The 26,181-nt window shown below is 40.7% G+C and carries 17 protein-coding genes; 8 read left to right on the top strand and 9 right to left on the bottom strand.

What is annotated here, in order from left to right:
- Positions 1–92 precede the first annotated feature (92 nt).
- The 5 genes from FTU06_RS04335 to FTU06_RS04315 are packed head-to-tail and all read right to left on the bottom strand — an operon-like array spanning position 93 to position 8,974.
- Positions 93–1,694, bottom strand: coding sequence for an ABC transporter ATP-binding protein (locus FTU06_RS04335; protein ID WP_180145208.1), 1,602 nt, complete (start codon positions 1,692–1,694; stop codon positions 93–95).
- Positions 1,669–2,682, bottom strand: coding sequence for an ABC transporter permease (locus tag FTU06_RS04330; RefSeq protein WP_180089075.1), 1,014 nt, complete (start codon positions 2,680–2,682; stop codon positions 1,669–1,671). The genes FTU06_RS04335 and FTU06_RS04330 overlap by 26 nt, the downstream gene beginning before the upstream one ends.
- Positions 2,682–3,749 (bottom strand): microcin C ABC transporter permease YejB, encoded by a 1,068-nt coding sequence (locus tag FTU06_RS04325; protein ID WP_180089074.1) that lies wholly within the window; start codon positions 3,747–3,749, stop codon positions 2,682–2,684. The genes FTU06_RS04330 and FTU06_RS04325 overlap by 1 nt, the downstream gene beginning before the upstream one ends.
- A 33-nt stretch (positions 3,750–3,782) precedes the next feature.
- Complete coding sequence (locus tag FTU06_RS04320) at positions 3,783–5,621, bottom strand: extracellular solute-binding protein (protein ID WP_180008293.1); 1,839 nt, start codon at positions 5,619–5,621, stop codon at positions 3,783–3,785.
- Positions 5,622–5,647: 26 nt separating this feature from the next.
- Positions 5,648–8,974, bottom strand: a complete 3,327-nt coding sequence (locus FTU06_RS04315) for a LysM peptidoglycan-binding domain-containing protein (protein WP_180145142.1) — start codon at positions 8,972–8,974, stop codon at positions 5,648–5,650.
- Positions 8,975–9,180: 206 nt separating this feature from the next.
- Here FTU06_RS04315 and dnaQ point away from each other — a divergent pair, with 206 nt between their 5' ends.
- The 3 genes from dnaQ (at position 9,181) to nudC (ending at position 13,129) form a co-directional block, all read left to right on the top strand.
- Entirely contained in the window at positions 9,181–10,581 is a 1,401-nt protein-coding gene (gene dnaQ, locus FTU06_RS04310; RefSeq protein ID WP_180145139.1) for a DNA polymerase III subunit epsilon, read from the top strand.
- A gap of 128 nt (positions 10,582–10,709) precedes the next feature.
- Positions 10,710–12,356, top strand: coding sequence for a chemotaxis protein (locus FTU06_RS04305; RefSeq protein ID WP_180145136.1), 1,647 nt, complete (start codon positions 10,710–10,712; stop codon positions 12,354–12,356).
- Complete coding sequence (gene nudC / locus FTU06_RS04300; protein ID WP_168379367.1) at positions 12,356–13,129, top strand: NAD(+) diphosphatase; 774 nt, start codon at positions 12,356–12,358, stop codon at positions 13,127–13,129. Before FTU06_RS04305 ends, nudC begins: the two co-directional genes overlap by 1 nt.
- A 606-nt stretch (positions 13,130–13,735) precedes the next feature.
- Here the strand turns inward: nudC and serC are convergent.
- Entirely contained in the window at positions 13,736–14,815 is a 1,080-nt protein-coding gene (serC, locus tag FTU06_RS04295) for a 3-phosphoserine/phosphohydroxythreonine transaminase (RefSeq protein ID WP_078192058.1), read from the bottom strand.
- Between the two features lie 347 nt (positions 14,816–15,162).
- On the opposite strand from serC, the gene FTU06_RS04290 reads away from it, so the two are divergent.
- The 4 genes from FTU06_RS04290 to FTU06_RS04275 are packed head-to-tail and all read left to right on the top strand — an operon-like array spanning position 15,163 to position 20,080.
- On the top strand, positions 15,163–16,650 hold the full coding sequence (locus FTU06_RS04290) for a TolC family protein (protein WP_180108783.1): 1,488 nt from the start codon (positions 15,163–15,165) through the stop codon (positions 16,648–16,650).
- A gap of 21 nt (positions 16,651–16,671) precedes the next feature.
- Positions 16,672–17,835, top strand: coding sequence for an HlyD family secretion protein (locus tag FTU06_RS04285; RefSeq protein ID WP_180145133.1), 1,164 nt, complete (start codon positions 16,672–16,674; stop codon positions 17,833–17,835).
- The gene (locus FTU06_RS04280; RefSeq protein ID WP_180145130.1) at positions 17,835–18,965 is read left to right on the top strand and encodes an ABC transporter permease; all 1,131 of its coding nucleotides are present in this window, start codon (positions 17,835–17,837) and stop codon (positions 18,963–18,965) included. The genes FTU06_RS04285 and FTU06_RS04280 overlap by 1 nt, the downstream gene beginning before the upstream one ends.
- Before the next feature lie 17 nt (positions 18,966–18,982).
- Positions 18,983–20,080 carry an ABC transporter permease gene (locus FTU06_RS04275; protein WP_373684689.1) on the top strand — a complete coding sequence of 366 codons (1,098 nt, stop codon included), beginning with the start codon at positions 18,983–18,985 and terminating at the stop codon, positions 20,078–20,080.
- Positions 20,081–20,199: 119 nt separating this feature from the next.
- Here the strand turns inward: FTU06_RS04275 and FTU06_RS04270 are convergent, their stop codons facing one another.
- Complete coding sequence (locus FTU06_RS04270; protein ID WP_180145127.1) at positions 20,200–20,748, bottom strand: hypothetical protein; 549 nt, start codon at positions 20,746–20,748, stop codon at positions 20,200–20,202.
- Positions 20,749–21,207: 459 nt separating this feature from the next.
- Here FTU06_RS04270 and gltP point away from each other — a divergent pair, with 459 nt between their 5' ends.
- Complete coding sequence (gltP, locus tag FTU06_RS04265; RefSeq protein WP_180023311.1) at positions 21,208–22,503, top strand: glutamate/aspartate:proton symporter GltP; 1,296 nt, start codon at positions 21,208–21,210, stop codon at positions 22,501–22,503.
- A gap of 66 nt (positions 22,504–22,569) precedes the next feature.
- On the opposite strand, the gene FTU06_RS04260 is transcribed toward gltP, so the two are convergent.
- Positions 22,570–23,013, bottom strand: a complete 444-nt coding sequence (locus FTU06_RS04260) for a DUF3887 domain-containing protein (protein ID WP_078192064.1) — start codon at positions 23,011–23,013, stop codon at positions 22,570–22,572.
- Positions 23,014–23,086: 73 nt separating this feature from the next.
- Positions 23,087–26,071, bottom strand: a complete 2,985-nt coding sequence (gene gyrA / locus FTU06_RS04255; RefSeq protein ID WP_180145124.1) for a DNA gyrase subunit A — start codon at positions 26,069–26,071, stop codon at positions 23,087–23,089.
- Positions 26,072–26,181 lie beyond the last annotated feature (110 nt).

The raw sequence follows: 26,181 nt of genomic DNA, 5'->3' as shown, positions 1-26,181 counted from the left end.
AATAAGTCCTGAGTATTTACTCTAATTACTATTTTCTAAAGGTCAAGGATATTTTGACAATGACACTTGTCAAAATATCCATAATTTTGATTTTAGTATTGGCTGGCTTCAATTAATTTACGGGTATAGTCCGTTTGTGGTCGTGCAAATAGATCTGCGGTGTCTTGAAATTCCATGACTTTGGCATGGCGCAGTACCAACACTTTTTGACACAGGGCTTTGACCACGTGTAAATCGTGACTGATAAATAAATAACTCATATTAAATTCTTGCTGCAAACGCCGTAGCAGCTTCACGATGGCTTTTTGTGTCGTCCGATCTAGTGCCGATGTGGGTTCATCGAGTATCAATAATTTAGGACGTAATACCAACGCACGTGCTAAGGCGACTCTCTGCCGTTGCCCACCCGATAATTCATGTGGATAACGCTGCTTAAATGAGCTGGCTAATTCGACTTTCTGCAAAGCTTCATCTATACGCTGTACAATTTCATTTGCAGATAAATGCTGTAAGGCCAAACCTTCGCCAATGGTTTGCTCTACATTTAGCCGTGGATTTAAACTACTGAATGGATCTTGAAAGACAATTTGAAATTCACGACGTAAAGGTCTGAGCTGTTTTTCTGAAAGTTGATGGATGGCGTGTTGATTTAACATAATTTCGCCATCACTTTCTATGAGCCGAGCAATAGCCAATGCTAGGGAGCTTTTCCCTGAACCACTCTCTCCAACAATACCGATCGACTCACCTTCAGCCACTGTTAAATCCAAAGCCTCTACCGCAACGACATAATCTTTGATGCGGTTCAATAAGCCTTGTTTGACTGGGAACTTCACTCCTAATTGGTGTAATTTTAAAAGTGTCTGCGTTTGTGAAACCTGTATTGCTTTACCAAAATCATGGTCTAATAGATTTTTGGTATACGCCTGCTTCGGTTGCTCAAAAATTTCCTGAACATCTCCTTGTTCCACCACTTGTCCACGATTCATCACAATCACATGTTCGGCATAGCGCTTGACCAAATTCAGGTCATGGCTAATTAAAATCATGGCCATATTACGCTGCTGTTGTAGCGACTTTAATAAATTTAAGATTTGCGCTTGCAAAGTGACATCTAAAGCCGTGGTTGGCTCATCAGCGATTAAAATATCAGGATCTAAGGCCAATGCCATGGCAATCATGACACGTTGTCGCTGCCCCCCAGATAACTCATGTGGGTATCGTCTTAACTTATCTTCAGCATCAGGAATACCAACATCATTTAATAATTCTATAACCCGCTGCCGAGTTTTTGCCTTCGACCATCCCTGTAACAACAGTGACTCACCAACAATCTTTTCAACCCGATGTAAGGGATTTAAAGCTGTCATCGGCTCTTGAAAAATCATTGCAATTTTCTGTCCACGAATGTTTCGGTGCTGTTCAGGACTCAGTCCAAGAATATTCTGTCCACTCAGGCTGACGCTGCCTGTGACCTGCAGATCACTCGACAACAAACCGAGTATAGCTAGGCTGCTAATCGATTTACCTGAGCCGCTTTCTCCAACAATCGCTATCGTTTCACCTGCATGCAATTTAAAATTTAGATCATCAACCAAGACCTGTGCTGCATGTGAAATATGTAAATGTTCCACCTCTAACACGATGGGAGGTACATTAACTTGATGATTATTGACGTCTAGGATCGAATGCATCACGTGTCGCCTCCCCAATGTAAATCAATAAAGACAGCACGATCGCTAAGGTAAAAAACCCCGATAAGGCTAGCCATGGTGCATTCAGATTGTTTTTCCCTTGAAGCAATAACTCACCTAATGACGCTGCATCAGGCGGTAAGCCATAACCTAAGAAATCCAAGGCTGTCAGTGCAGTAATATTTGCCGTAAGCATGAAAGGTAGCTGTGAAAGACTGGAACTCATCGCATTTGGTAAAATATGCCGAAACATAATCGTACTATCTGTGACGCCAAGACTTCGTGCTGCACGGACATAATCAAAATTACGAGCACGTAAAAACTCTGCACGAACCAAGCCGACTAAAGTGGGCCAGCCAAACAACAGCATAATGACAAAGAGCCAATACACACTCGGTGTAAACATACTGACTAAAATCATTACCATGAATAGCATCGGGAGCCCACCCCAGACTTCTAAAATCCGTTGACCAATGAGGTCTATCCACCCACCATAATAGCCTTGTATCGCCCCAACCATGATGCCCAATATTGCTGAAGCAAAAGTTAATACAAAACCAAACAGGAGCGACACACGTAATCCATATAAAATTCGCGCCAGCACATCACGCCCTTGGTCATCGGTACCGAGCCAATTTTGTGCAGTTGGTGCAGATGGTACGGGCACAGCCAGTTCTAAATTCGGTGTTTGATAGGAAAATTTAATCAGTGGCCATACAGCCCAGCCTTTCTCTTCAATCAGTTGCTGCACCACAGGATCTTTATAATCTGCCTCAGTTTCAAATACCCCACCGAAAGCTGTTTCTGGATAGCTTTTTAGTACGGGTACATATAAAGAATCATCGTATTTGACCAAGAGCGGTTTATCATTGGCGATGAACTCGACAGCTAGGGACAACATAAAAATCAAGGCAAAGCTGATAAAGCATGTAAAGCCTAATTTATTTTCTTTAAAACGTTGAAATCGCGCTTGCATGATCGGAGACATTATTTTGCCCCCTGCGAATCAAAATTAATTCGTGGGTCAATCATTTGATATAAGACATCACTGATTAATCTTAAGATCAGCCCCATCAAGGTAAAAATAAACAAGGTGCCAAAAATCACTGGATAATCGCGCTGTACGATGGCTTCAAACCCCAACAATCCCAGACCATCTAGATTGAAAATAATTTCAATAAATAGATTTCCCACAAAGAAGATGCCAATTAATGCTTCTGGTAGACCAGCAATAACAATGAGCATTGCATTACGAAATACATGCCCATACAGCACACGTGATTCGGTCAAACCTTTAGAACGAGCAGCAAGAACATATTGCTTATTTAATTCTTCCATAAAAGAGTATTTGGTCAGATAAGTTAAGCCAGCGAAACCACCAATTACCATAGCAAACAAAGGCAACACCATATGCCAAAAATAATCTGAAATTTTGCCAAATACACTTAACTCAGCAAAATTCTCTGAAACTAAACCTTGTAGAGGAAACCACTGAAAATATGAACCACCTGCAAAAAATACAATGAGTAAAATGGCAAAGGCAAAAGCAGGAATGGCGTAGCCGATAGCCAATAAAATAGACGTACTTTTATCAAATAACAGACCATGTTGACGGGCTTTTTTAATGCCTAATGGAATAGACACCATATAGATCAGCAAGGTACTCCATAAGCCAAGGGATAAGGATACAGGCAGCTTTTCCCAAAGTAGCTCGGTCACAGGCTTATCTTTAAAAAAACTGGTACCAAAATCTAGCGTCACATACCCCTTTAACATCAGCCAAAAGCGTTCGAATAATGGCTTATCGAAACCATATTGCGCTTCGATTTTTGCCACCATTTCTTCACTGAGGCCTTTAGCACCTTGGTATTTACTGCCTGTCGTCGCAGTTTCACCACCACCCGTGTTTCCCATGCCTTGAAAGGATTCTGCTTGCTGTATAGCTTGCTCAACAGGTCCTCCCGGCGCAATCTGAATCACGACAAAGTTAATCAGTAAAATGAAAAACAATGTTGGAATAATCAGGAGCAATCTTTTTAAAATATATGTGCCCATGTTGCTTTCATATTCCTTGTCATTCAGGTGTATTTATTGCTGCCGTAGATATTGTGTTATTTGCTTGGCTTGAGCTGCATCACTCCACCAATAGTCAATCCCTGCAGAAAGTTTAGGTTTGACATAAGGTTGCTTATACATATGCCAATAGGCAAACCAGTTTTCACTTTGCCCAAACATTGGAATTTGATAATAACCCGCTCTGAGCAGGCGGTCTAAAACACGCGTACGAATAATCAATTCCTCCCGATTTGGAGCATTGATCACCTGTTGAATGAGCTTATCGATCACAGGATTTTTAATCCCTGCATAATTATAATTACCCACTTGATCGGCTGCTTGACTGCCCCAAAGTTGAGCTTGCTCACCTGCTGGAGTGAGCGATTGAGGCATTTCATCCACGATCATATCAAAGTCAATATTTCGCATACGCTCGGTGTATTGCGGCCCATCGACTTGTCGTAATAACACCTGAATACCTAAACGTTTCAAATTTCGTATAAATGGCATTAAGGTTCGCTGCAAATCTTGTTGCTGAATCAAAAGTTCAAATTTCACAGGCCGAGATTTTGCATCCACCAATCTGCCGTCTTGATAACGATAACCCGCATTCAATAACAGTTGGCGTGCATGCAGCAGATTTTTTCGATTAAATCCACTGCCATCAGAAATGGGATATTGCCAATTGGATAAGACCCCCTGTCTTTGAATAGGATCAAGTTGCGATAACATCGGTTTTAAAATATCCAACTCTTGGATAGAGGGTTTCCCCTTCGCTTCTAGCACACTATTACTAAAATAACTCTGCAAACGCTGATACTGCCCATAAAATAATGCTTTATTTTGCCATTCAAAATCATAAGCATAGGTTAAAGCTTGTCGAAAGCGAATATCACTAAATGGCGCACGACGAGTATTAAATACGAGACTTTTTGTGGGAATCGGTCGTTCATGTTTAAAGCGATATTTGACAATTTTACCGTCTTTAAAAGCAGGAAAATTGTACGCTCCCACCCAATTACGTGCAGTCTTTTCCTCATATAACGTAAATTGACCTGCTTTAAAGCCTTCAAAGGCAATGTCAGGACTGCGGTAATATACATATTTCAGATGGTTAAAATTATATCGACCACGATTAACAGCTAAGTTCTGCCCCCAATACTCAGGATTGCGCTTGTAGCGAATACTCCTACCTGCATCGATCGTCTCAATTGTGTAAGGGCCTGAGCCTAATATGGGCTGCAATGTAATTTGAGTAAAATCTTTTTTTGCCCAATCTTTTTTGGAATAAATCGGCATTTGCGCCAAAATCATGGGCATATCAGTGTTGTGTCCAGATTTAAAACTCATCCTCACCTGATATTTAGATAAAACATCTGTTTTGTCCAAATCCGCTAAGTACATTTGTAGACCGGGATTTGATTTAGTTTGAAAGGTATCAAAACTAAATTTAACGTCTTCAGCAGTGAGTTCAGAACCATCACTAAACCGTGCTTTTGGGTTTAAATGAAAAATAACAAAATTAGTTTTTTTCGGGTCAAATGTCACCTTTTCGGCAAGCAATGGATACATCACACCCGGTTCATCTAAAGATGAACTCATCAAGCTATCAAAAAGATAATTGATACCTTCAACAGAACGCCCTTTTCCATTCATGCTGTTTAAATTATCAAAACTCCCAATACTCGAGGTCGTGATATATCCCCCTTTATTGGCAAGAGGATTGGCATAGGGCATTGCCTGTAATTGATGATATTGAGGGCTACTATGTATGGCAAGAAAAGGCGTGGTCTGCAACGCAGCCCACGCCCCTGTTGAAAGTATGCTCAAAGTCACACCAAACACGTAACGCGAAGTTGAAGCAGAATACATTCAACTTAACTCCTTAATGTTTGGACTCAGTTTGGTACTTTAATGACTTCACCAATACGTAACTGAGCAGACGGTTGTATATCATTCATTTCAGCAAGTTTTGATGTATCAAGTCCATAACGGCTTGCTAAACCAATCAATGTATCGCCGCGTTTAATACGGTATTCACTGATAGTTTTAGGGACTTGTAAATTTTGACCGACACGAAGCCCAGCACGCGGATTCAAGTTATTTAATTCAGCCAATGCTGCCACAGTTAAACCTGTCCGACTAGCAATCGAATTTAAAGACTCGCCTGATTTCACAGTATAGCTTTCAGTATTTGTTGGTTTCACATTGCTCGTAGAGGATTTAGCTTCCGTTTTTTTGGTTTCAGTTGCTTTACTAGCTACATCAGCAGGTAGTTCACCATCTACTTTTAAACGCTGCCCTACACGAATCGCACTATTGGTATTTAGGCCATTTAATTCAGCTAAATAACGTAATTGAAGATGATATTTCTTCGCAATCACACCCAATGTTTCACCTGATTTCACCACATGAATATCGGTCGCATCAACGGAATTCGTTCGTGTATTGGTTTTGCTTTCAATTTTGGTCGCCTCAGCTTTGGTTTCTACTTTAACCGGTGCGACATCACCTGTTAATTTTAATTTCTGCCCAACGCGTAGACCAGAACTACGCTCTATACCATTTAAATTTGCGACATAGTCCATGCCTAAATCATAGCGACTAGCAATGCCTGTCAGTGTATCGCCAGACTGCACCACATATGTATCCGGAACAGTTGAACTTGCAGGAACTTTAATGCTTTGCCCAGCCATCAGCCCACTATTTACCGACATATCATTTAGACTCGCCAATTCTGACAAACTGATTTTTGACCGCGTCGCAATACTGTAAAGGGTATCACCACGCTGCACTTTATAGCTTTCAACTTTATACGCAGGATCAACTTTGACATTTTCAATGCGATTCACGACTTTGCTTTCGAGCTTCTCAACTTCTGCTACAGCTTGTAATGGCACATTAATTTTTTGTCCCACCATCAAGCTACTGCCAGCCGTTAAACCAGTTGTTAAATCTGCCAACTCTTGATTTGACAGCGCATAACGATCTGCAATGAGTTTTAGATATTCACCACGTTTTACCGTGTAGGATTTGGTTTGAACTTTTGCAGATTTTTCGACAACTTGAGCTGCTTTCTTGTCAGCTTCCAATTTTGCTTTAGATGCTGGCGTTTCTTTTAAGGATAATTTCTGTCCAACATATAAACCACTCGTGGTGGTTAAACCATTGTAATCGGCGAGTTGCTTCGTACTTAAACCAAATTGACTCGCAACAGCTGTAAGACTGTCATTTGCTTTCACCACATAGCTATCTGCAATAGGCTTAGCTTTCGATTCTTCATTATTTTGCACAATCGGTTTCGCATCATATAAATAGATGGTCGTACCGACATACAAGGTCGAATCTGGCGAAATTTGGTTCCAAGCTGCAATATCACGCCAATTCACGCCATTTTTCATCGCGATCAACGCTAATGTGTCGCCCGCCAAAACTGTATAAGTACTGCGTTTACCTTTAGGTGGTACAACTACAATTTCAGAATCTGTACGAATGACATTTTTACCTTGGTTGCGTTTGGCTTCTTCGGAATCTGCACCTGTATTTTCAGCCACGCTTTTCGGGTAAGAGAACCCTTTCGTCAGTTCTTTACCTTGTTGATCTGCAATCGACTGACTGGTCTGAATCGCAGTTAACTTAATCTTACCATCGTAAGGATCGACAATTTCAGTGCCCTTCGGCGCAATAGCTTTAATTTCCTGAACGACTTCTTCTTGTTCTGCTTTGGTCGCTACTGGTTTTAATACCTCATCTATTGTTTTGGTCTCACCTTCAGCTTTAATAGCCGCCATGATTTGCTCACGCTCATTTGCGCTGAGTGGTGGCTCGACAGACACGGTTTTCACAGGAGTCGAAGGTGTTACAGCGACTGGAATACGCGGCGCACTTGGAATATCACTATTCGATGCAAAGGCAGCTAAAGCAGATGATCCCATTGGCGTTTTGCCTTTCGTTCCTGATGGAATACTTGGCGTTACCGTTGCAGCAACTACAGGTGGTTTGGCAGAAGCTGTCACTGTCGGCTGAGTGGTCAGCGTAGGCGGTGTCACTTTTGCAGGCTGAATGGTTTTACTGTTTAAATCTGGCGGAGTGACACGTGACGGCGTAATTTCAACATTATTTTTCGGTAAGTTATAAGTTGAATTACTTGCCCAATAACCTGATGAACTACCTGATTGTAATTTTTTCAAACGTGCATCGACTGATGGACTCACATCCGCAGGAATTAAAATCCGCATTGGGCTGCTGCTATCAATCACATCGCCACGATGACCAGGGTTTAGTGCATAGAGTTCTGCACGGCTTAAACCGGTAATAGATGCAATTTCATTTAAATTTGCAGGCCCTACAGCCACTTCACGAAAGTGTGGACGGTTGGCAATTGGCGGTAAACTTACGCCATAAGCACTTGGATTTTTAATAATTTGAGCAACAGCCAAGAAACGTGGGACATAGTTCATGGTTTCTTGGGGCAGTTTTAGTGACCAATAATCCGTTGGCAAACCTGCCGCACGGTTACGGTTAATCGCCTGTTGAATGCGGCCCGGCCCTGCATTATATGCAGCCAAAGCCAATTCCCACGAACCGAACTGGTTATGTAGCGCACCTAAAAACTCATAAGCTGCACGCGTTGATTCCACTACGTCACGACGACCATCATACATTGAGGTTTGTTTTAAGCCGTAAATACGTCCAGTACTTGGAATAAATTGCCATAAGCCCGCTGCGGCTGCACTTGAGGTTGCTGCTGGGTCATAAGAACTTTCAATCACTGGTAATAACGCCAACTCCGTCGGCAAACCACGACGTTCTGCTTCTTTAACCGTGTGATATAAATAACGGGACGCGCGCGCACTTAAACGATCAATATATGGTTGACGTGAAATAAACCAACCACGCTGCGCTTCAATTCGCGTATCCCAGTGGTTCAAATCCATTTTGAAACCCACAGTCATACGCTTCCATACATCACCATGCTTAAGTACTAAAAGGCGATCGCCTTCTACGGCACGCATGTCTGTTGCAGAAAGTAAATCTTCGAGTGAATCTAAACTATTGGCATCGAGAAAGTTTGAGCCAACTTGTTTACTTGCTGAGTTCTGCTTAGTCGTTTGCGATGAAGAACAGCCCGTCAGACCAAGAGCTGCGAGCGCAGAACCCAAGACTGTAAATTTAAAAATTTGTGGTAACGTAGGCTGCCAGACAGTCGCAGTTGATTTATACATAAAAAAATCCAGACAACTCATATAAAATTTATTTTTTAGATATGCCATTGTAGTGAAGCAGAACACAGACACAAGGCGTTAATTTAACGCTATTTCAGTATAAATGTTACAAGAAATTAAAAAAATCGCCAGAAATGGATTTCTCTCTGTCATTTGCGTTATACAATATACGGTTCTGAATGCTTGTTTTTCTCCGGATTTGATTTATGTCTCAAACAATCACGCTTTATGTTGATGGTGCATGTAAAGGCAACCCTGGCTTAGGGGGTTGGGGGGCCTATATCATCCGTGAAACTGGAGAAGAAAAACTCTGCGGCGGCGAAGCTGAAACCACCAATAACCGTATGGAATTGACTGCTGCTATTGAAGGCATTCAACATTGTCCGTCCGATGCAAAACTGATCATTTGGACAGACTCCAACTATGTCAAACAAGGCATAACCGAGTGGATTCATGGTTGGAAAAAGAAAAACTGGAAAGATGTTAAAAATCCAGATTTGTGGAAATTACTGGATGCAACTTGTCAGGGTCGGGAAATTGAATGGAACTGGATTAAAGGGCATGCAGGCCATCCGGGAAATGAAATGGCCGATCAATTGGCCAATCTAGGCGCAGAAAAAAACCTCGAACGCATCAAACAAGCAGCATCTACAGCTGAAGCACCTAAAAAAAAAGCTGAACCTGACTGGCTATTAAATGATCCGTTTGGACTCGAATTTGCTGATAGCGAGGATGAAGCAGAAGAAATCTCAGCTGAGTCAGCTATTGACGCAGAGCAGATTGATGACATTGTGATAGAACAACAAGCAACAGACACTGCTTCAACGTTGAGTCCAGATGCTTCTACACAGTCTAAGCAAGCTGCTGAAATCCATCCAATGATTGTCATTACACCAGCAACTGTCGATGTATCTGGCCCACGACAATTAATTTTGGATACGGAAACCACAGGTTTCTATTTCCAAGATGGCGACCGTATTATTGAAGTCGGTGCAGTGGAAATGATTAACCGCAAACTGACCGGTAGCTCAATTCATATTTATATCAACCCGCAAAAACCTGTCGGTGAATCTGAAAATATTCACGGAATCAGTGATGACTTTCTAAAAGACAAACCACTGTATGCTGAAATTGCTGATGTCTTATTTGACTATCTAAAAGGCGCAGAAATCATTGCGCATAACGCAACCTTCGATATGAACTTCCTTGATATGGAGTTCAAACGTGCCGGTTTTGTGGCCTTATCTGAAGTTTGCGAAGTCACCGATACCTTGGCTATGGCCAAAGCCAAGCATCCAGGCCAGAAAAACTCACTCGATGCATTAGTGCGTCGTTACGAAATTCCACAACGTGACCGTACTTTCCATGGTGCCTTACTCGATGCGGAAATCCTGTCTGACGTATACCTAGCAATGACGGGCGGTCAGGTTTCCTTTGATATCGATGCACTGACCCACTCGCAAAATGAAGATGGTTCGCAAACCCGCGCCGCTGTTGAAATAGAATTACCTGTGATTTTACCTTCAGCAGATGAACTTGAAGCCCATGAGACATGGGTCAAACAATTTGAAGAAAAACATGGTACACCTTGCCTTTTTGCGAAATAAAATCTAAATTTCGTGTTACTTTTTGTATATAAACAATTCTTACATACGCTATAGTAAAACCATAAACATGGACCGCCTTAAGGGGCGGTTAATAAACAAGATAAAACATCTAGGAAAGGTGCAGATACATGTCTTACCAAACCTCTATCCATTTTGATCCAACGGCTTTGCTGATAATAAAAAATGAGGTTGATAACTCAATCAAGTTAGTCGAATCAGCAGTCAGCACCTTAGTTGAAGATCAAACTTTACCTTTCGGGATTGATGATGCACTGATTCAATTTGAACAATGTGCTCAAGTACTAGCTTTAGTTGATATGCCAAGTTTGGCAAAAATCGCTCAATATTCAGCAGAGTTAATGCGCAAGATCATGGGGAATCCTGCGCAAATTAACACTCAAGATGTCATCGCACTGAGCGAAGGCACGACCATGCTGAAACGCTACATCGAATTTATCTGCCTACGTGAAGTTAAAATTCCACAATTCCTGCTGGACAGTCTTAATCGTCTAGAACTGTCTTTGGGTAAACCTCTAACGTCGGAAGGCCAACACATTGAGTCCCTACTCGATTGTATTACCCCTGACTTTGACTTACCTCAAGCTCCTGCACTTGAAAAATCAAAATACGTTCACCGTCTGTATAAGTTGGCGTTGAATAAATTGATTAAACAAGAAGAAACTGAGCTGGATTTGCAAGCGATTAAATTGGTCGGTACGTATTTAGCAGGTCTTTCAGACAAACATCCAAGCAAACAATACTGGAACTTGGTTTTTGTTGCGTTTAATCAAATTGATCAAATCTTAATTACCGATGCTCGTTTACGCACCTTGGTAAGCATTGAACGCAATATGGCTCAATATTTTGCAGGAACTGAGCGCTTTAAAGCATCCATTTCTGATTTAGCCAATGTCTTAAGTCTAAGCATTAGCCAAGAAGATGACATTTCTCATCATATTCGTGGCAAGTTAAATATCGGTGAAGACCTTCTTACCGACACCCAATTGCAAGTTTTCAGTCGTCATTTATATGGTCCTGACTTCGACACCATGCATACCATTGGTGAATTGGTTACGACTGAAATGACGCAAATTCGTAATGATATTGAATTTAACTATCAAAATATGACGCCTGAAAAAACCCAAGAACTTCAAGCGAAATTAAACGAATTGGCAAATATTTTCAAAGTCTTGAACTTAAATGAAGCGTATAACGACCTGTCGCGTCAAGCTGCGTCATTAGGTAATGCTGAGATTTTACAAGATGAAAGCTTTGCCCAGCAGTTGATGAACAATATCTTGTCTGCCATGAACTCGATTGGTGTGCTTGAGCGTCATCACACTTCTAGCCGCTTACAACTTCGTGTGAATAATATGAATATTTCACTCGATCGTTTAGATGAAGCACACGCTGCCCTGTTAAATGAGACCAAGGTTTTAATTGATGCTGCTAGCCAATCTTTGGTTCAGTATTTACAAAACCAAGATTTGACACAACTTGAAGCGACTGCAACTCAATTCCGTGAAATTGGTGGTGCAATGTTGTTCCTCAATGCAGATGCAGCTCAAAATGCGCTGAATTCAACAGCTCAATTCATTGTGAAACGAGTTGAATCTTCAACAGCGATTGATGCAAATGAAGTGAATCAAGCATTAGATTCATTGGCAAGCGCAGATATGTTGATTGACAATTTAAAGAACAAACAACCTGTTTTACAGGGCATGTTTAAGGTAGCATTGGACAGTAGCGAAAAACTGAAATCAGCAGCGGCCTAATGTCTAAATTATCACTTGCGTATATCTTCAAACAACAGCAATTGCTGGTCGATGAAAACTTTCAACTTCCCGAAGTTGAGCAACTCGCAAGTGATTTAAATATTGGCACGGGTGATCGAGTGATTGCCCGTGATCTACTTGAAAATGAGCCAATTCCTGAAGGCTTACAACTCATCCCTATTCGTCAGCTTTTACAACTTTGGAATGTTCAGCAATTTGAACAAGCCAGCCGTGCTATTCAACTTTTAGAATGGCGCCGTAATCATAAATTTTGTAGCCACTGCGGTACTGCAACTCAAGTCCACGCCACAGAATATGCTATGGTTTGCCCTGCTTGCGGTTATCACCAATACCCTCGTGTCAATCCTTGTGTCATTACCGTCATTACCCGTGGTGAAGATGAAATTTTATTGGCAAAAAATGCAAAAAATGTCCGTGCTATGTATGGACTGATCGCAGGTTTTGTTGAAGTGGGTGAAACTCTAGAAGAAGCGGTTCGTCGTGAAACTGAAGAAGAAGTTGGGCTGAAGGTCAAAAATATTCAATATCTGGCAAGCCAACCTTGGCCTTTCCCAAGTAATTTAATGATCGCCTTTAAAGCAGAATATGCTGCTGGTGAACTTCAATTACAAGAAGAAGAAATAAGTGATGCGGCTTTCTTTAAATTTGATGCATTACCTGAAATTCCGTTCAAAGGAAGTATCGCCCATTCGATGATTATGCATGTCATTCATGGTTCTGCTGTTGCAGATGATACCCAGGCATGGTTATAAGCTACTGCTTTTGAGGAACTTAGAAATAAAAAAAGCCGCCTCAGTGTGGTTTTTTTATTTCTCACTAATCATGTGTATTCACTGCATATTTAAATAATTGAATATTTTTTATCCACAAGCTGGTCGATTTATTCTACTTTTAAATTCAAATTAAAATAACTTACCCACAATATTAAATTCAAAATAATGCCAAAAAATAAATCTATCTGCAAAAGATAAAATATAAAAATCTAATATAAATAAATAAGATAGGAAATTTATGAAACTAAATTTAGCAATTTAGTTGCTTATTTTTAAATAAAATAAATAGTTTAGTAAGTTTATGGTAGATAGTACTTTATTTAATCAAATAATTATGTTAAAAATGCGTTTAAGAAATAGTAATTAACGATAAATAGATCGGAAAGAATATCTATGAAAGTCGTGCAAGAAGAAAACTTATCGCAAGTTGACCATCACATGGAATCTCGATATCAAATCGAGCCAATGTCCTGCTTATTTTTTATGTTAGGTATGCTGATTTGTGCATACGTGTTACATACTTTTATTTTTTAATCTATTCAATAAAAAAAACCGGCATTTGCCGGTTTTTTTATGCCTTTAGGATTATGCGTTGCGTTTTGCAAAGTCATCCATAAAGTTAACCAGTGCTTGAACGCCTTCTAGCGGAACAGCATTATAAATACTTGCACGCATACCACCCACTGAACGGTGACCAGCTAAATTCAGCAAGTGGTTTTCTTCAGCTTCTTTCAAGAATTGTTTTTCCAATTCTGGATTCGCCAAAGTAAATGGTACGTTCATGATTGAACGGAATTCTTTTGCAATTGGATTTGCATAGAAATCGCTTGAATCGATATAGCCATAAAGCAATTCAGCTTTTGCCATATTCGCTTTATAAATTGCGTCTACACCACCCTGCTCAAGTAACCATTCAAAAACAAGGCCAGATAAGTACCATGCATAAGTTGAAGGTGTATTCACCATTGAACCATTTTTCGCTTGAGCTGAATATTTCAAGATACTTGGAATATCTGCTTTCGCTTGATCCAATAAATCATCACGAATAATCACCAAAGTTAAACCAGCAGGACCAATATTTTTCTGAGCACCTGCATAGATTAAACCGAACTTAGATACGTCTAATGGTGCAGATAAAATGCTCGATGAAAAATCGGCAACCAATGGTTTGTCCGTTTCAGGAATGTTGGCAAACTGAAGACCACCAATAGTTTCATTATCTGCATAATGCACATAAGCCGCATCATCAGATAAGTTCCAGGTGCTTTGATCAGTAATCGCAAGTTTACCGTCAATGGTGGTACCCGCTTCAACAACATTAATGTCGCCATAACGCTGTGCTTCTTTCAACGCTTTTTCAGACCAAATACCAGTGTGGATATAGTCTGCTTTGCTGTTTTTACCCAATAGGTTTAATGGGATCGCAGAGAATTGAAGTGATGCGCCACCTTGAAGGAATAACACTTTATAGTTGTCTGGAATATTCATCAGCTTACGAAGATCAGCTTCTGCTTTCTCTGCCACAGCGACATAGTCTTTACTACGGTGGCTCATTTCCATGATCGAAAGGCCTTTGCCTTGCCAGTCAAGCATTTCAGCTTGAGCTTTTTCTAAAACGGCAGTGGGTAATGCAGCAGGACCAGCACAGAAGTTGTACGCGCGCATGAGTTTTCCTTTCAAAGTGAAACACAATAAAATGATGGCATTTAACCATATCTGACGCGTGCTTGCAGTAGTTAAAGCTGAAAATATTCCAATGCTGTCTGACATTTGAAGTCAAATTTTCAATAAAGATCAAAATTAATTCTTATTAATTCAAATTATTAGATTTACTGATATTTTTTATCCCTTGAATTGATGCTAATTTAAGGTCTTGATGTGCGAAAATGACGTGCGCTACAAAGATAAAATTTATTTACATATGCATATGAAACAATACAACAACTTAGTGAATTTACCCAACTTCATCACAATGACTATAATGAACCCATCCTAGCTGTGAGTGTGTTTTTATGCCTCTACCTCGAACAGATTATTCTATAAAAATTAAACATACATTTCGTTCAGGATTGCTGCTTGGCCTTGGTTGTTTGAGTGTTTTTTTTAGCCCCACGGTACTTGCGCAAAGTATCAGTTATAGCCAAGCAGAACAAAGTCTACTCACTAGTTCGTATAGTACTCAGGCCAACCAAGCGCTACAACAATCTGCCGAACTTCAAGCTCAGGCCATTAAAGGCCTTGGTTTACCTCGTGTGGATTTAAACGTCCGTGCCTATGCCTTTCATAATGAACTCGATATTCCTCTCGGCGCCTTAAAAAACAACTTAGAACAAACGCTGAGTAATGGCATTAATAATAAAATTGATGAAAGCTTACCGAGTGATTTGGCAGACCCATTAAAAGACAGTCTGCAACAGCCAATCCGTGATGGTGTCGGATTAATTCCAGATTCTTCCCAAGTGGTCTTAGATGATCAAGTGATCCGCCCTACCGTTTCCGTAATGATGCCGCTGTATACCGGTGGGTTAACGTCTAGCGCCAAGGAAATTGCCAATATCCAAGCCAAACGCAGCGCGATAAGCAGTGAACAACAACAAGATGTGCAACGTTTTGAATTAATCCAAGCCTACTTCAATGCTCAATTACAAAAAAAATTAGTCGAAAGCAGCCGCTTCAATTTAAATGCGATGCAACAACACTATGCCAATGCGCTCAAAATGGAACAACAGGGTTTTATTAGCAAAGGCCAGCGTATGCAATTTGAAGTGGCGAAGAATAATGCTCTCAGAACTTTTCAAAATACTGAAGCGAATCTCCGCTCTAGCTTATTTAAGTTAAACAACTTAATGCAAAGCAGCCAAATTACTGATCTTACAACGCCATTATTTATCAATCAGCAACACAATCAAAATATAACCGCCTTACTAAAAAGTTATCAGGATCAGTCTAGTTTGGTGCGTAAAATGCAATTGGACAGTCAATTGGCTGGTGCTAATGTGAAAGCCCAAAGCGCAGCAAAAAAACCCAACGTCTTTGCCTTTGGTGAATATAGTCTCGACGATAAACAAAACTGGATCGTTGGTGTTGCCGCTCGCTACAACTTATTTTCAGGTATTGATAAAAACAAATCCGTACAAGCTGCTGAACTTCAACGCTATGCATCTGAGTTAATGACTGAGCGTACCAAACAAGAAATTGAAAGCCTGATTTATAGCTCATTTAATGAAGTCACCAGCGCTCAACAAAGTCACCTGTTGTTGCAGCAAAACCTAAAAGCTGCTCAAGAAAATTTAAGAATTCAACAGCTTTCATTTAAAGAAGATATGGGTACGGCCACACAAGTCATTGATGCACAAAATGCATTGAACGGGCTACAAAGTGAAATGGCACTTAATGCCTATAAATACGTGATGTCACTCGCAACACTGCTACAAAGTCACGGGAGCATTGACCAGTTCCAAAGCTATATCAATCAATCACACACCGACTATATTCGCTAAGTTTAGCCGAGGGGAAACAATATGAATCAGGAACCAACTGATCACCAAGAAGATGCCTCTGCGAATGCTGAAACATCCCAATCCAATGTCTCGAGTTCAAACGTTTCGTCTACAGCAAATACTGCTGAGGATACTCCAAAGAAAGTGAATACCAATACTGATGCAGAGACGAAAAAAAGCTCAGTGCAAAGTCGCAATAAATCTGCTTTGATCAAGTTCGGGATTGGCATTGTCTTAGTTCTGCTTTTGGCATTGATTGCATTTGGCTTATGGAAAAGTTATCAGCCCAAGCAGGTTGAATTACAAGGTCGAGTTGAGGCTGAAACCATCCACATTAGTACCAAAGTACCTAGTCGTATTGAAGAAATATATGTGCATGACGGTGAAAAAGTACAAGCAGGTCAAGCACTGGTTCGTTTAACCAGCCCCGAAGTCGATGCAAAGAAACAACAGGCTTTAGCTGCACTTCAATCTGCGCAAGCACTGCAATCCACAGCTGAACGTGGCTCTCAACAAGAAAATATTGATAGTTTATATGCCAATTGGCAAAGTCTAAAAGCACAGCAACAATTGGCGCAAACCACCTACCAACGTGGTCAAAACCTCTATAAAGAAGGTGTCATTTCACGACAACGCCGTGATGAAATGCAAGCTGCCGCAGTGTCTGCTGCGCAAATGACAGAAGCGTCTTATCAACAATATGCGCGTGCAAAACGTGGCAGTACACCGCAACAACAAAGCTCGGCAGATGCCCAAGTCAAGATTGCGCAAGCCGCGTTAGCTGAAGCCAATGCACTTGAGGCGGAAACCAAATTGTTTGCACCCTCTAATGGCACCATTTCAAAAACCTATGGCAAAGTTTCAGAATTAGTTGCGATGGGTGTGCCCGTTGTAAGCCTGATTCAAGATGATAGCTTATGGATTAGCTTAAATGTCCGTGAAGACCAGTATGCTCAAGTGTATCAACTCAAGACCATGCAAGGATTTATACCGGCACTGAACAAATCTGCCGATTTTAAAATTGATCACATCGAAGCCGAAGGTGAATTTGCAACGATTAAAACCACGCGACAAACAGGCGGCTATGACATTCGTAGTTTTAAAGTCCAACTGAAACCCGCTCAGCCGATTGCTGACTTAAAAGTGGGTATGAGCGTTTTGTTTAAAATTGAAGAGCGTAAATAATGTTTAGGGGCATTCTGCGTGAGTTTCGCTATTTGATGCAGCATAAATGGGACTTGTGTATGGTCACACTTGCCCCTGCCCTTGTGATTTTGCTCTTTACCAATATGTTTGCTCAAGGCAAACCAGATCATTTACCCATTGCGATCATAGACCAAGATCACAGCAGTTTAAGCCGTAACATTACTCATTTTGCGCAGCTCAACCATACCTTAAAAGTAGCCACCATTACACCCAGTATGGATGATGCTGAAAAGCTTTTAAATCAGACTCAAATTTGGGGCTATATTCATATTCCTGCTGGTGCAGAGCAACGACTGGTTCAAGCAAAAGATGCAGAAATCAGCATTGCCTATAACCAAAGCTATTTTAGTGTCGGCAATAGTATTTCATCAGCCATGCTGCTAAGTACATTGCAAGCCATGGCCGATTTTAGTGGTCATCAGTATTTAGAAAATACTATTCCCTACCTCGATGCACCGACACCCAATGTCAAAATTTCGCCCTTATATAATCCAGGTTTAAATTATGAGTTCTATTTAGAGCCGTACATGATTCCTGCGATTCTGCATTTATTACTGTGTTGCTGCGTCGCATTTTCGGTCGGTCAAGAAATCAAATATGGCACTGTAAATCAATGGGTGAAACCGACTTCTGTCTTTCAAGCTTTAATCGCTAAAAATCTCAGTTATGTTTTCATTTTTACCGCTTGGACATGGGCGTGGATGTTCTGGCTAATCGTGTTTCGAGGGTGGTTTGTTCAGGGTTCATTATTGCTCATTTTGCTCGGGCAATTGTTTTTTTATACAGCCTATGCCTTTATCAGTTCTACTGTAGTTTTGGCGACACGTGATCTCACCAAATCTTTTGGTTTTATTGCGGTATATGGTGGCTCATCACTGAGTTTTGCAGGGGTAACATTGCCGCTGAATAACGCGCCGATGTTTACAAAATTCTGGGCCAATATTATTCCCTATACGCCTTATGCCAAATTACAAACAGAACAATGGGTCATTGGTAGCCCAATCTCCATTTCAATCACACCGCTTGTCACCCTGATCATTTACTGTCTGTTCTATTTTGTTCTCGCCAGCTTCTTTTTACGTAAAGTACTGAAGGAACAAATCATATGAATAAAATCGCGTTATTTATAACAGCTTTGCTCAGACACTATATTCAAACATTTAAAGATATTGTGAAGCACAGTTCGATTTTTACCACCTTAGTGCTTTCTGTTTTTCTTTACAGTTTTTTTTATCCCATTGCCTATCAAGCGGAACACGCAGAATCGCTCCCTATCATTGTGGTGGATGAGGAACAAAGCATACTCACCAATACGATTATTGGTGCTGTAGCCAATAGTCCCAATGTAGAAATTCAAGCTGTGACTGGTAATTTTGCTGAGGCTGAAAATATGCTCAGAAGTCAGCAAGCTGACGGGATTTTACTGTTGCCGAGTAATCTTTCAAATAGCATTCGCCGTGGTGAAACCGGTGGAATTGGTTTATATCTCAGTGCTGCAAACTTTCTAAAGACTCAAAAAATTGGCTTAGGTTTAGCCAGTTCTATGGAAAATGCCCTCGTCGAATATGCAGAAAAATTCCAGAACATATCTGATTTTAGCCCCGCTTTGTCGATTCATAAGATTCCATTATTTAATCCACTTTCAGGCTATGGCAGCTATATTTTCCCAGCGGTTGCTCCCTTAATTATTCATCAGACGATTTTATTGGGTCTGTGCATGCTGATTGCGACCTATCGACAAAACACCACATGGCGTCCAAGCTATTCACAATTAGCTGGCATTTTCTTGTGTATTTTGACTATCGGGACTTTAGGGTGCTTCTATTTATTTGGTTTTACCTTTTGGCTGAACGATTATCCACGGGGTGGAAATTTTTGTGGCATGTTCATTGCTGTACCCATTTTCCTCAGTTGTATTATTGCGATGACGCTCTATCTAGCCACCTTTCTTGACCTGCCAGAACGTGCAGGACATGTCATCGTTTTTAGTTCTATTCCGCTATTTCTACTTTCGGGAACGGCATGGCCACATGCAGCTATGCCTAAATGGATGCAAATACTCGCTCAAGCATTACCTTCGACCCAAGGCATTCAAATGTTCCTTCAACTCAATCAGATGGGTGTGCCTACAGTAATCCTCATACCTAAACTGCTTTACCTCACAAGTATTGGACTGATTTTTTTATGTCTTGCTGTCTGGCGTTTAAAGTTTGCCAAAAGATAAAACTGTTTGTGCTGTAAGACATGTCTGGTCTCAAGCGAAATGTGTTCAAACCTATTCATCATAGACTCGAACGCTTTGCTTCTTAGCATGTCTGAAATTTTAATGCTTTCTGTCGCCAATTAACTGTATGCTGTTGGCGTCACAGTCGATGCCTCATCCACTTGAATATCAAAATCATCTGCATCTGAAGTGATCTCAGTAACCAAATCATCTGATTCTTTTTCTGCAGCGTTTTCAAGCCAGAATCCTTTCACTTTATCGTCCCCATCATGACCTGCAAAGACCACACTCATATACAGTTCTTTTTGCGGATAATCATATTTATACACAATTGTTGTGGTCTTACCTTCTCCCAGCCGAGTATTTGCCATTCGCTGAATCACTTGCGCTTCAGCGCTAGGTTGACCTGCAGGAATCAGCTTTTTCATACGTGAAAACAGCTCTGGATCTGCTAGCATCGCATCACGAACATTTTCTTCAACCAATGCCAAAAAGCTGTCTTGATGGGGTTGGTGTAGTGCTGCGAATAATTTTTCTGACTTAGTACGCTGTGAGCTTGTCTCACTTGGTAGGCTTGATTCGAATTTTGCAATCAAGAAATCGCCAATTTTTTCACAAGCCGTTATAGGTAAGATTAAAGCGATGATGACGACTAATTTTTTCAACACCGTACAAGCCCTCTGGTTATTATTAAAATATATAAAGTTAAAATTTATTTCGGATAATCTGTGTGATTTATAGAATTTTCACTGATTTATCTGCCTCACAAGTATAAAGCAAACTTCTATATAAAAATGAAAAATACAGGCTCACAATTAGTTTTTCGATCTTTCTAGGCAAATCAGAGATTTTGTGAAGTGTTAATTAATAACTCAATTTTATTCGTTCTATAAATTAAACTTAACAATCAAATCGCTTATACAACTAAAAATGATAATTTATCGATCAAACAGTTTAGTTTTGATCAAAATCGTTGGCTGTATTCTCATATAAACTGCAAAATATTATCGTATTTATCTCCCAAATTATTCAGAACTTTTTGTCATGGCGGATTCAGTCTGTCTGCAACATTTGTTCGTGGATGACTGTGGGCTTTTTTCTCCCAAATCTGACATAAGAGCTGATGTATGAAAAAGATTAAGGTGAGCCTTGCCTGGCAAATCGTGATTGCTCTCATTCTAGGTATACTTGTTGGTGCTTTCCTACACTATTCTCCTGAATATCGTGATGCTTTAGTTAATAACTTTTTGACTCCTTTGGGCTCAATTTTTATTAACCTCATTAAGATGATCGTTATTCCGCTTGTTGTGTCGATGCTTATTTTAGGTATTGCCAATACAAGTCACGGTAGTAACTTAGGTAAACTAGGTTTCAAAACGATTATTTATTTTGAAATCATTACCACCGTTGCTATTTTAGTCGGTTTAGTTGCAGCCAACGTATTCCAACCTGGTGCCGGCATTGATATGTCTGCATTGACGCAAGTCGATATTTCAAAGTATCAAGAAACAACACATGAAGTCAGTGAACATTCTCATGGTTTGATTCAAACAATACTTTCACTTATTCCATCTAACTTTTTTGCAGCTTTGACGAGTGGTCAAATGCTCCCAATCATCTTTTTCTCTGTGATGTTTGGTGTAGGTTTAGGTGCGCTTGATCAGGAAGTAAAACAACCTTTAATTAAAGTGTTGACCGCTGTTTCTGAAACGATGTTTAAAGTTACGCACATGATCATGATGTTTGCACCTATTGGTGTATTCGGCTTGATTGCAGCGACTGTTGCGAATTTCGGCTTCAGCTCTCTTGTGCCACTGCTTAAGCTCGCAGTTTTAGTTTATGGTGCAATATTCTTCTTTATTTTTATAGTATTAGGTGCCGTTGCCAAGTTCTGTGGCTTCAGTGTTTGGGCCATTATCAAGATCTTAAAAGATGAATTGATTCTCGCGTATTCAACTGCAAGTTCTGAAACTGTCCTCCCCCGTATTATGGAAAAAATGGAAGCTTACGGTGCTCCGAAACCGATTACCAGTTTCGTTATTCCAATTGGCTATTCATTTAACCTCGATGGTTCGACCCTATATCAAAGTATTGCAGCTATCTTTATTGCTCAGCTTTACGGGATTGATCTGACAATCACCCAACAAGTGATTCTAGTACTGACCTTGATGATTACCTCTAAAGGGATTGCAGGTGTACCTGGCGTTTCTTTCGTGGTCTTGCTGGCGACTCTCGGCAGTGTCGGTATTCCTCTCGAAGGTCTGGCATTCATTGCAGGTATTGACCGTATTTTAGATATGGCACGTACTGTACTGAATGTGATTGGTAACGCGCTTGCGGTACTGGTGATCAGTAAATGGGAAGGCCAATTTGATACTGAAAAACAAAAAAATTATGCCTCTAATCTAAAAGATGCCGCTTAATTTTATGCCATAAAAAAGGACGCTTCGGCGTCCTTTTTTACAGCTTTGTTTTATTTTTACCAAACTTTATTTATTTTTTTCACCAAATACTGAAATATTAAAATCTCGAATTTTGTTACTTCCTGCGGGTTTATCAAAACTTACATCATACTGTACAAGGTTTTTATTGGTATAACCGTACTCATAAGTGACCGTATATAAAGACGGCTTTTCAGTCGATTTTTCAATGTGCTTAGCCACAATATTTTTGCGTGAGTAATCTTGTTTCGGAATACCTCGTGCAAATTTACGCAGCTCTTTTTCATTCTGTTCAAACTTCGCTTTGAGTTCTGGTTCAAAGTAGGTGTACAGCTTTTCAAAATTGCCTTCACGTAATTGATCATAGGCAGCTTGGGCAACTTCAGTCTGTTCAGCACTTGGGTCTGGTATTGCATTTAAGGCTTTTTGACCTATTTGGTCACAGCCGCCCAGCCCAATAAGTGAAGCCATTGCAAAATATTTTAATTTCATATTGTACTCATCAATCTAAAATTATCTGTCTATAAAAAAGGACGCCGTAGCGCCCTCTTTTCTCAATCTTCAATTAGTCTTCTTCAGGCTCATTGAGACCTGATTCATTGTCATTTTGATCAATAATCGTTGAGTCATCGACAAGCTGCTCAGTTTCGATTGCTTCCACTTCTTCAAAAGTTTCGTCTTCTTCAACTGCTTCGATCGCCACAACACCGACTAAGATTTCGCTTTCACCTAAACGGATCAAACGAACACCTTGAGCATTACGACCTGTTTGTGCCACTTCAGACGCACGTGTACGAACCAACGTACCACCATCTGAAATTAACATTAGCTCTTTAGACGCATCAATCGCTACAGCACCAACAAGCTCACCGTTACGTTCAGATGTTTTAATTGCAATAACACCTTTACCGCCACGTTTCTTGGTTGGGAAGTCATCTACTGGTGTACGTTTACCATAACCATTAGCTGAAGCACAAAGTACTTCACCAGTTTCCGGAACAACCACCAATGACACTATACGGCTAATGAGAGCTGAATCAGAGGTATCTTCATCATCAGACTCTACATCCGCATCCTCAGCGTCTTCAGCTTGAGCTGCTGCACCAATGGTCACGCGCATACCACGAACACCTTTGGCAGAACGACCCATTGAACGCACGTCAGTTTCTGCAAAACGAATGGCTTTACCTTCGTTTGAGAACAACATGATTTGTTGTTCGCCGTCGGTAATGGCAACACCGATTAAGGTGTCATCACCATTGAGCTCAATTGCACGTAGACCGTTAGAACGAACATTCGAGAATTGTTCTAACTCAACACGTTTAATCGTACCGTATTCTGTTGCCATAAATACATAGAAGTTTTTACGAACGGCTTCTGCTTGCTGTGCAAAGTCATTGATGATTTCATCATCAAGATCAGTCGTAGATAACTCTAGACCCAATTGTTTCAACTGAATACGAAGTGCGTCAGATAAATCATCTGCACCATCTTCAGTCTCAGCAAGTGCAGCTTCTAAGCCCGTAAAATGACTATTAATCACTTCATTGGTTTGTAACTGTGCACTATTGGCTTTTACAAATACTTTAAAGTCAGCCAAACGTTCTTTAAATTTCTTCGGCGCATCGACCACTGGTAAAATAGCGGTGATGGTTTCGTTTTCATCTAATGGCAATAAGTTCACCATCGGACGACCTTTCGCACCACGAGATGCTTGAGGCACTTCATACACTTTCAGACGATAAACTTTACCTACATTGGTAAAGCAAAGCACTGTTGCGTGGTTTGAAGTCACGATCAAATGCTGGATGTAATCGTCTTCTTTCATTGAAGTTGCAGACTTACCACGTCCACCACGACGCTGTGCAGCGTAGTCTGACAATGGTTGAGTTTTTGCATAACCTGATTTAGAAACAGTCAGTACCATTTGCTCTTCAGGGATTAAATCTTCACGAGAGAAGTCGATACGTGATTCCACGATATCGGTACGACGTGCATCGCCATATTGTTGAAGGATTAAAGCCAATTCTTCTTTAATTACGTTCATCAATAAGTTGAAATCGTTCAAAATTGCCGTGTATTCAGCAATTTGACCAAGAATTTCTGTATATTCAGCTTGTAACTTGTCTTGTTCTAGACCGGTTAAGCGATGTAAACGAAGTTCTAAGATCGCACCTACTTGGGTTGGAGACAGACGATAAATATCACCTGTTAAACCAAATGGACGTGCTGGATCTTCGCCTTCAATTTCATCTGGACGGACAGATACCGCGCCTGCTTTTTCAAGCAAGGCAACAACACCACCGCCTGCCCACTCGCCCGCTTGTAAACGTTCGCGCGCTTCGCTTGGGTTTGCAGATGTTTTGATGGTTTCAATGATCGCATCGATATTTGCGAGTGCAACCGTCAAACCTTCTAAGATATGTCCACGTTCACGTGCTTTACGCAGTTCGAACATGGTACGGCGTGTAACCACTTCCTGACGGTGACGGATAAACGCTGCAATAATATCCTTCAAGTTCATTAACTTAGGCTGACCATTATCGAGGCAGACCATGTTAATGCTGAATGAATTTTCTAATTGGGTATTTTGGAATAGGTTATTTACAATCACTTCAGCGTTTTCACCACGCTTCAAGTCAATTGCAATACGCATCCCTTCTTTATCTGATTCATCACGAAGTTCAGAAATACCTTCAAGTTTTTTCTCTTTGACCAACTCAGCAATACGTTCAATGGTTTTTGCTTTGTTAACTTGATAAGGAATTTCAGTGAAGACAATCGTGCTACGGCCCGATTTTTGGTCTTCTTCAATGTGATATTTACCACGGATGTGCAAACGGCCTTTACCAGTACGGTACGCATCGACAATGCCTGATTTACCGTAAATGATACCGCCTGTAGGGAAGTCTGGACCAGAAATATGTTCCATTAACCCTTCAATGCTGATGTGCGGATCGTTGGCATAAGCAAGACATGCATTAATGACTTCTGTCATGTTATGCGGAGCCATATTGGTTGCCATACCTACAGCAATACCAGCTACACCGTTAATCAACAAGTTAGGCACACGTGTTGGCATGACTTGTGGAATACGTTCAGAACCGTCGTAGTTGTCTTCCCACTCTACGGTATCTTTCTCAAGATCCGCTAAAAGTTCGTGGGTTAATTTACGCATACGAACTTCGGTATAACGCATTGCTGCTGCACTGTCACCATCGACAGAACCGAAGTTACCCTGACCATCAACCAATTGATAGCGTAAACTGAAATCTTGAGCCATACGAACAATGGTTTCGTATACAGCTAAGTCACCATGTGGGTGATATTTACCGATGACGTCACCGACTACACGGGCAGACTTTTTGTAAGCTTTGTTGTAGTCATTGCCCAATTCGTGCATTGCAAAAAGCACACGACGGTGAACAGGTTTGAGACCATCTCGGACATCTGGCAACGCACGTGACACAATCACGCTCATTGCATAATCGAGATATGAGCTCTTCAGTTCATCCTCAATGGCAATCGGTCTAATTTCCGATACGCTCATGCATACTCCTTGTTATACAAGCAGAATTCTGCCCGCATTTATATATCGTAAATCTGTAAAAATTAGTTCAAAAAACACTGAACCAATATCAAAAATCAAGTCGGACAGTA

This window comes from Acinetobacter sp. YH12052, from assembly GCF_013419835.1.
Lineage (GTDB): Bacteria > Pseudomonadota > Gammaproteobacteria > Pseudomonadales > Moraxellaceae > Acinetobacter > Acinetobacter amyesii.
Note: the sequence above shows the minus strand (reverse complement) of the source record. Positions and strands in the feature narration are given on the sequence as shown.

Bases quoted from the DNA above. Each gene is read 5' to 3' on its own strand.
- gyrA (WP_180145124.1), bottom strand. From the start codon at position 26,071: ATGAGCGTATCGGAAATTAGACCGATTGCCATTGAGGATGAACTGAAG.
- FTU06_RS04305 (WP_180145136.1), top strand. From the start codon at position 10,710: ATGTCTTACCAAACCTCTATCCATTTTGATCCAACGGCTTTGCTGATA.
- dnaQ (WP_180145139.1), top strand. From the start codon at position 9,181: ATGTCTCAAACAATCACGCTTTATGTTGATGGTGCATGTAAAGGCAAC.
- gltP (WP_180023311.1), top strand. From the start codon at position 21,208: ATGAAAAAGATTAAGGTGAGCCTTGCCTGGCAAATCGTGATTGCTCTC.
- nudC (WP_168379367.1), top strand. From the start codon at position 12,356: ATGTCTAAATTATCACTTGCGTATATCTTCAAACAACAGCAATTGCTG.
- FTU06_RS04315 (WP_180145142.1), bottom strand. From the start codon at position 8,974: ATGTATAAATCAACTGCGACTGTCTGGCAGCCTACGTTACCACAAATT.
- FTU06_RS04320 (WP_180008293.1), bottom strand. From the start codon at position 5,621: ATGTATTCTGCTTCAACTTCGCGTTACGTGTTTGGTGTGACTTTGAGC.
- FTU06_RS04330 (WP_180089075.1), bottom strand. From the start codon at position 2,682: ATGTCTCCGATCATGCAAGCGCGATTTCAACGTTTTAAAGAAAATAAA.
- FTU06_RS04335 (WP_180145208.1), bottom strand. From the start codon at position 1,694: ATGCATTCGATCCTAGACGTCAATAATCATCAAGTTAATGTACCTCCC.
- FTU06_RS04260 (WP_078192064.1), bottom strand. From the start codon at position 23,013: ATGAAATTAAAATATTTTGCAATGGCTTCACTTATTGGGCTGGGCGGC.
- FTU06_RS04325 (WP_180089074.1), bottom strand. From the start codon at position 3,749: ATGGGCACATATATTTTAAAAAGATTGCTCCTGATTATTCCAACATTG.
- FTU06_RS04280 (WP_180145130.1), top strand. From the start codon at position 17,835: ATGTTTAGGGGCATTCTGCGTGAGTTTCGCTATTTGATGCAGCATAAA.
- FTU06_RS04290 (WP_180108783.1), top strand. From the start codon at position 15,163: ATGCCTCTACCTCGAACAGATTATTCTATAAAAATTAAACATACATTT.
- serC (WP_078192058.1), bottom strand. From the start codon at position 14,815: ATGCGCGCGTACAACTTCTGTGCTGGTCCTGCTGCATTACCCACTGCC.
- FTU06_RS04285 (WP_180145133.1), top strand. From the start codon at position 16,672: ATGAATCAGGAACCAACTGATCACCAAGAAGATGCCTCTGCGAATGCT.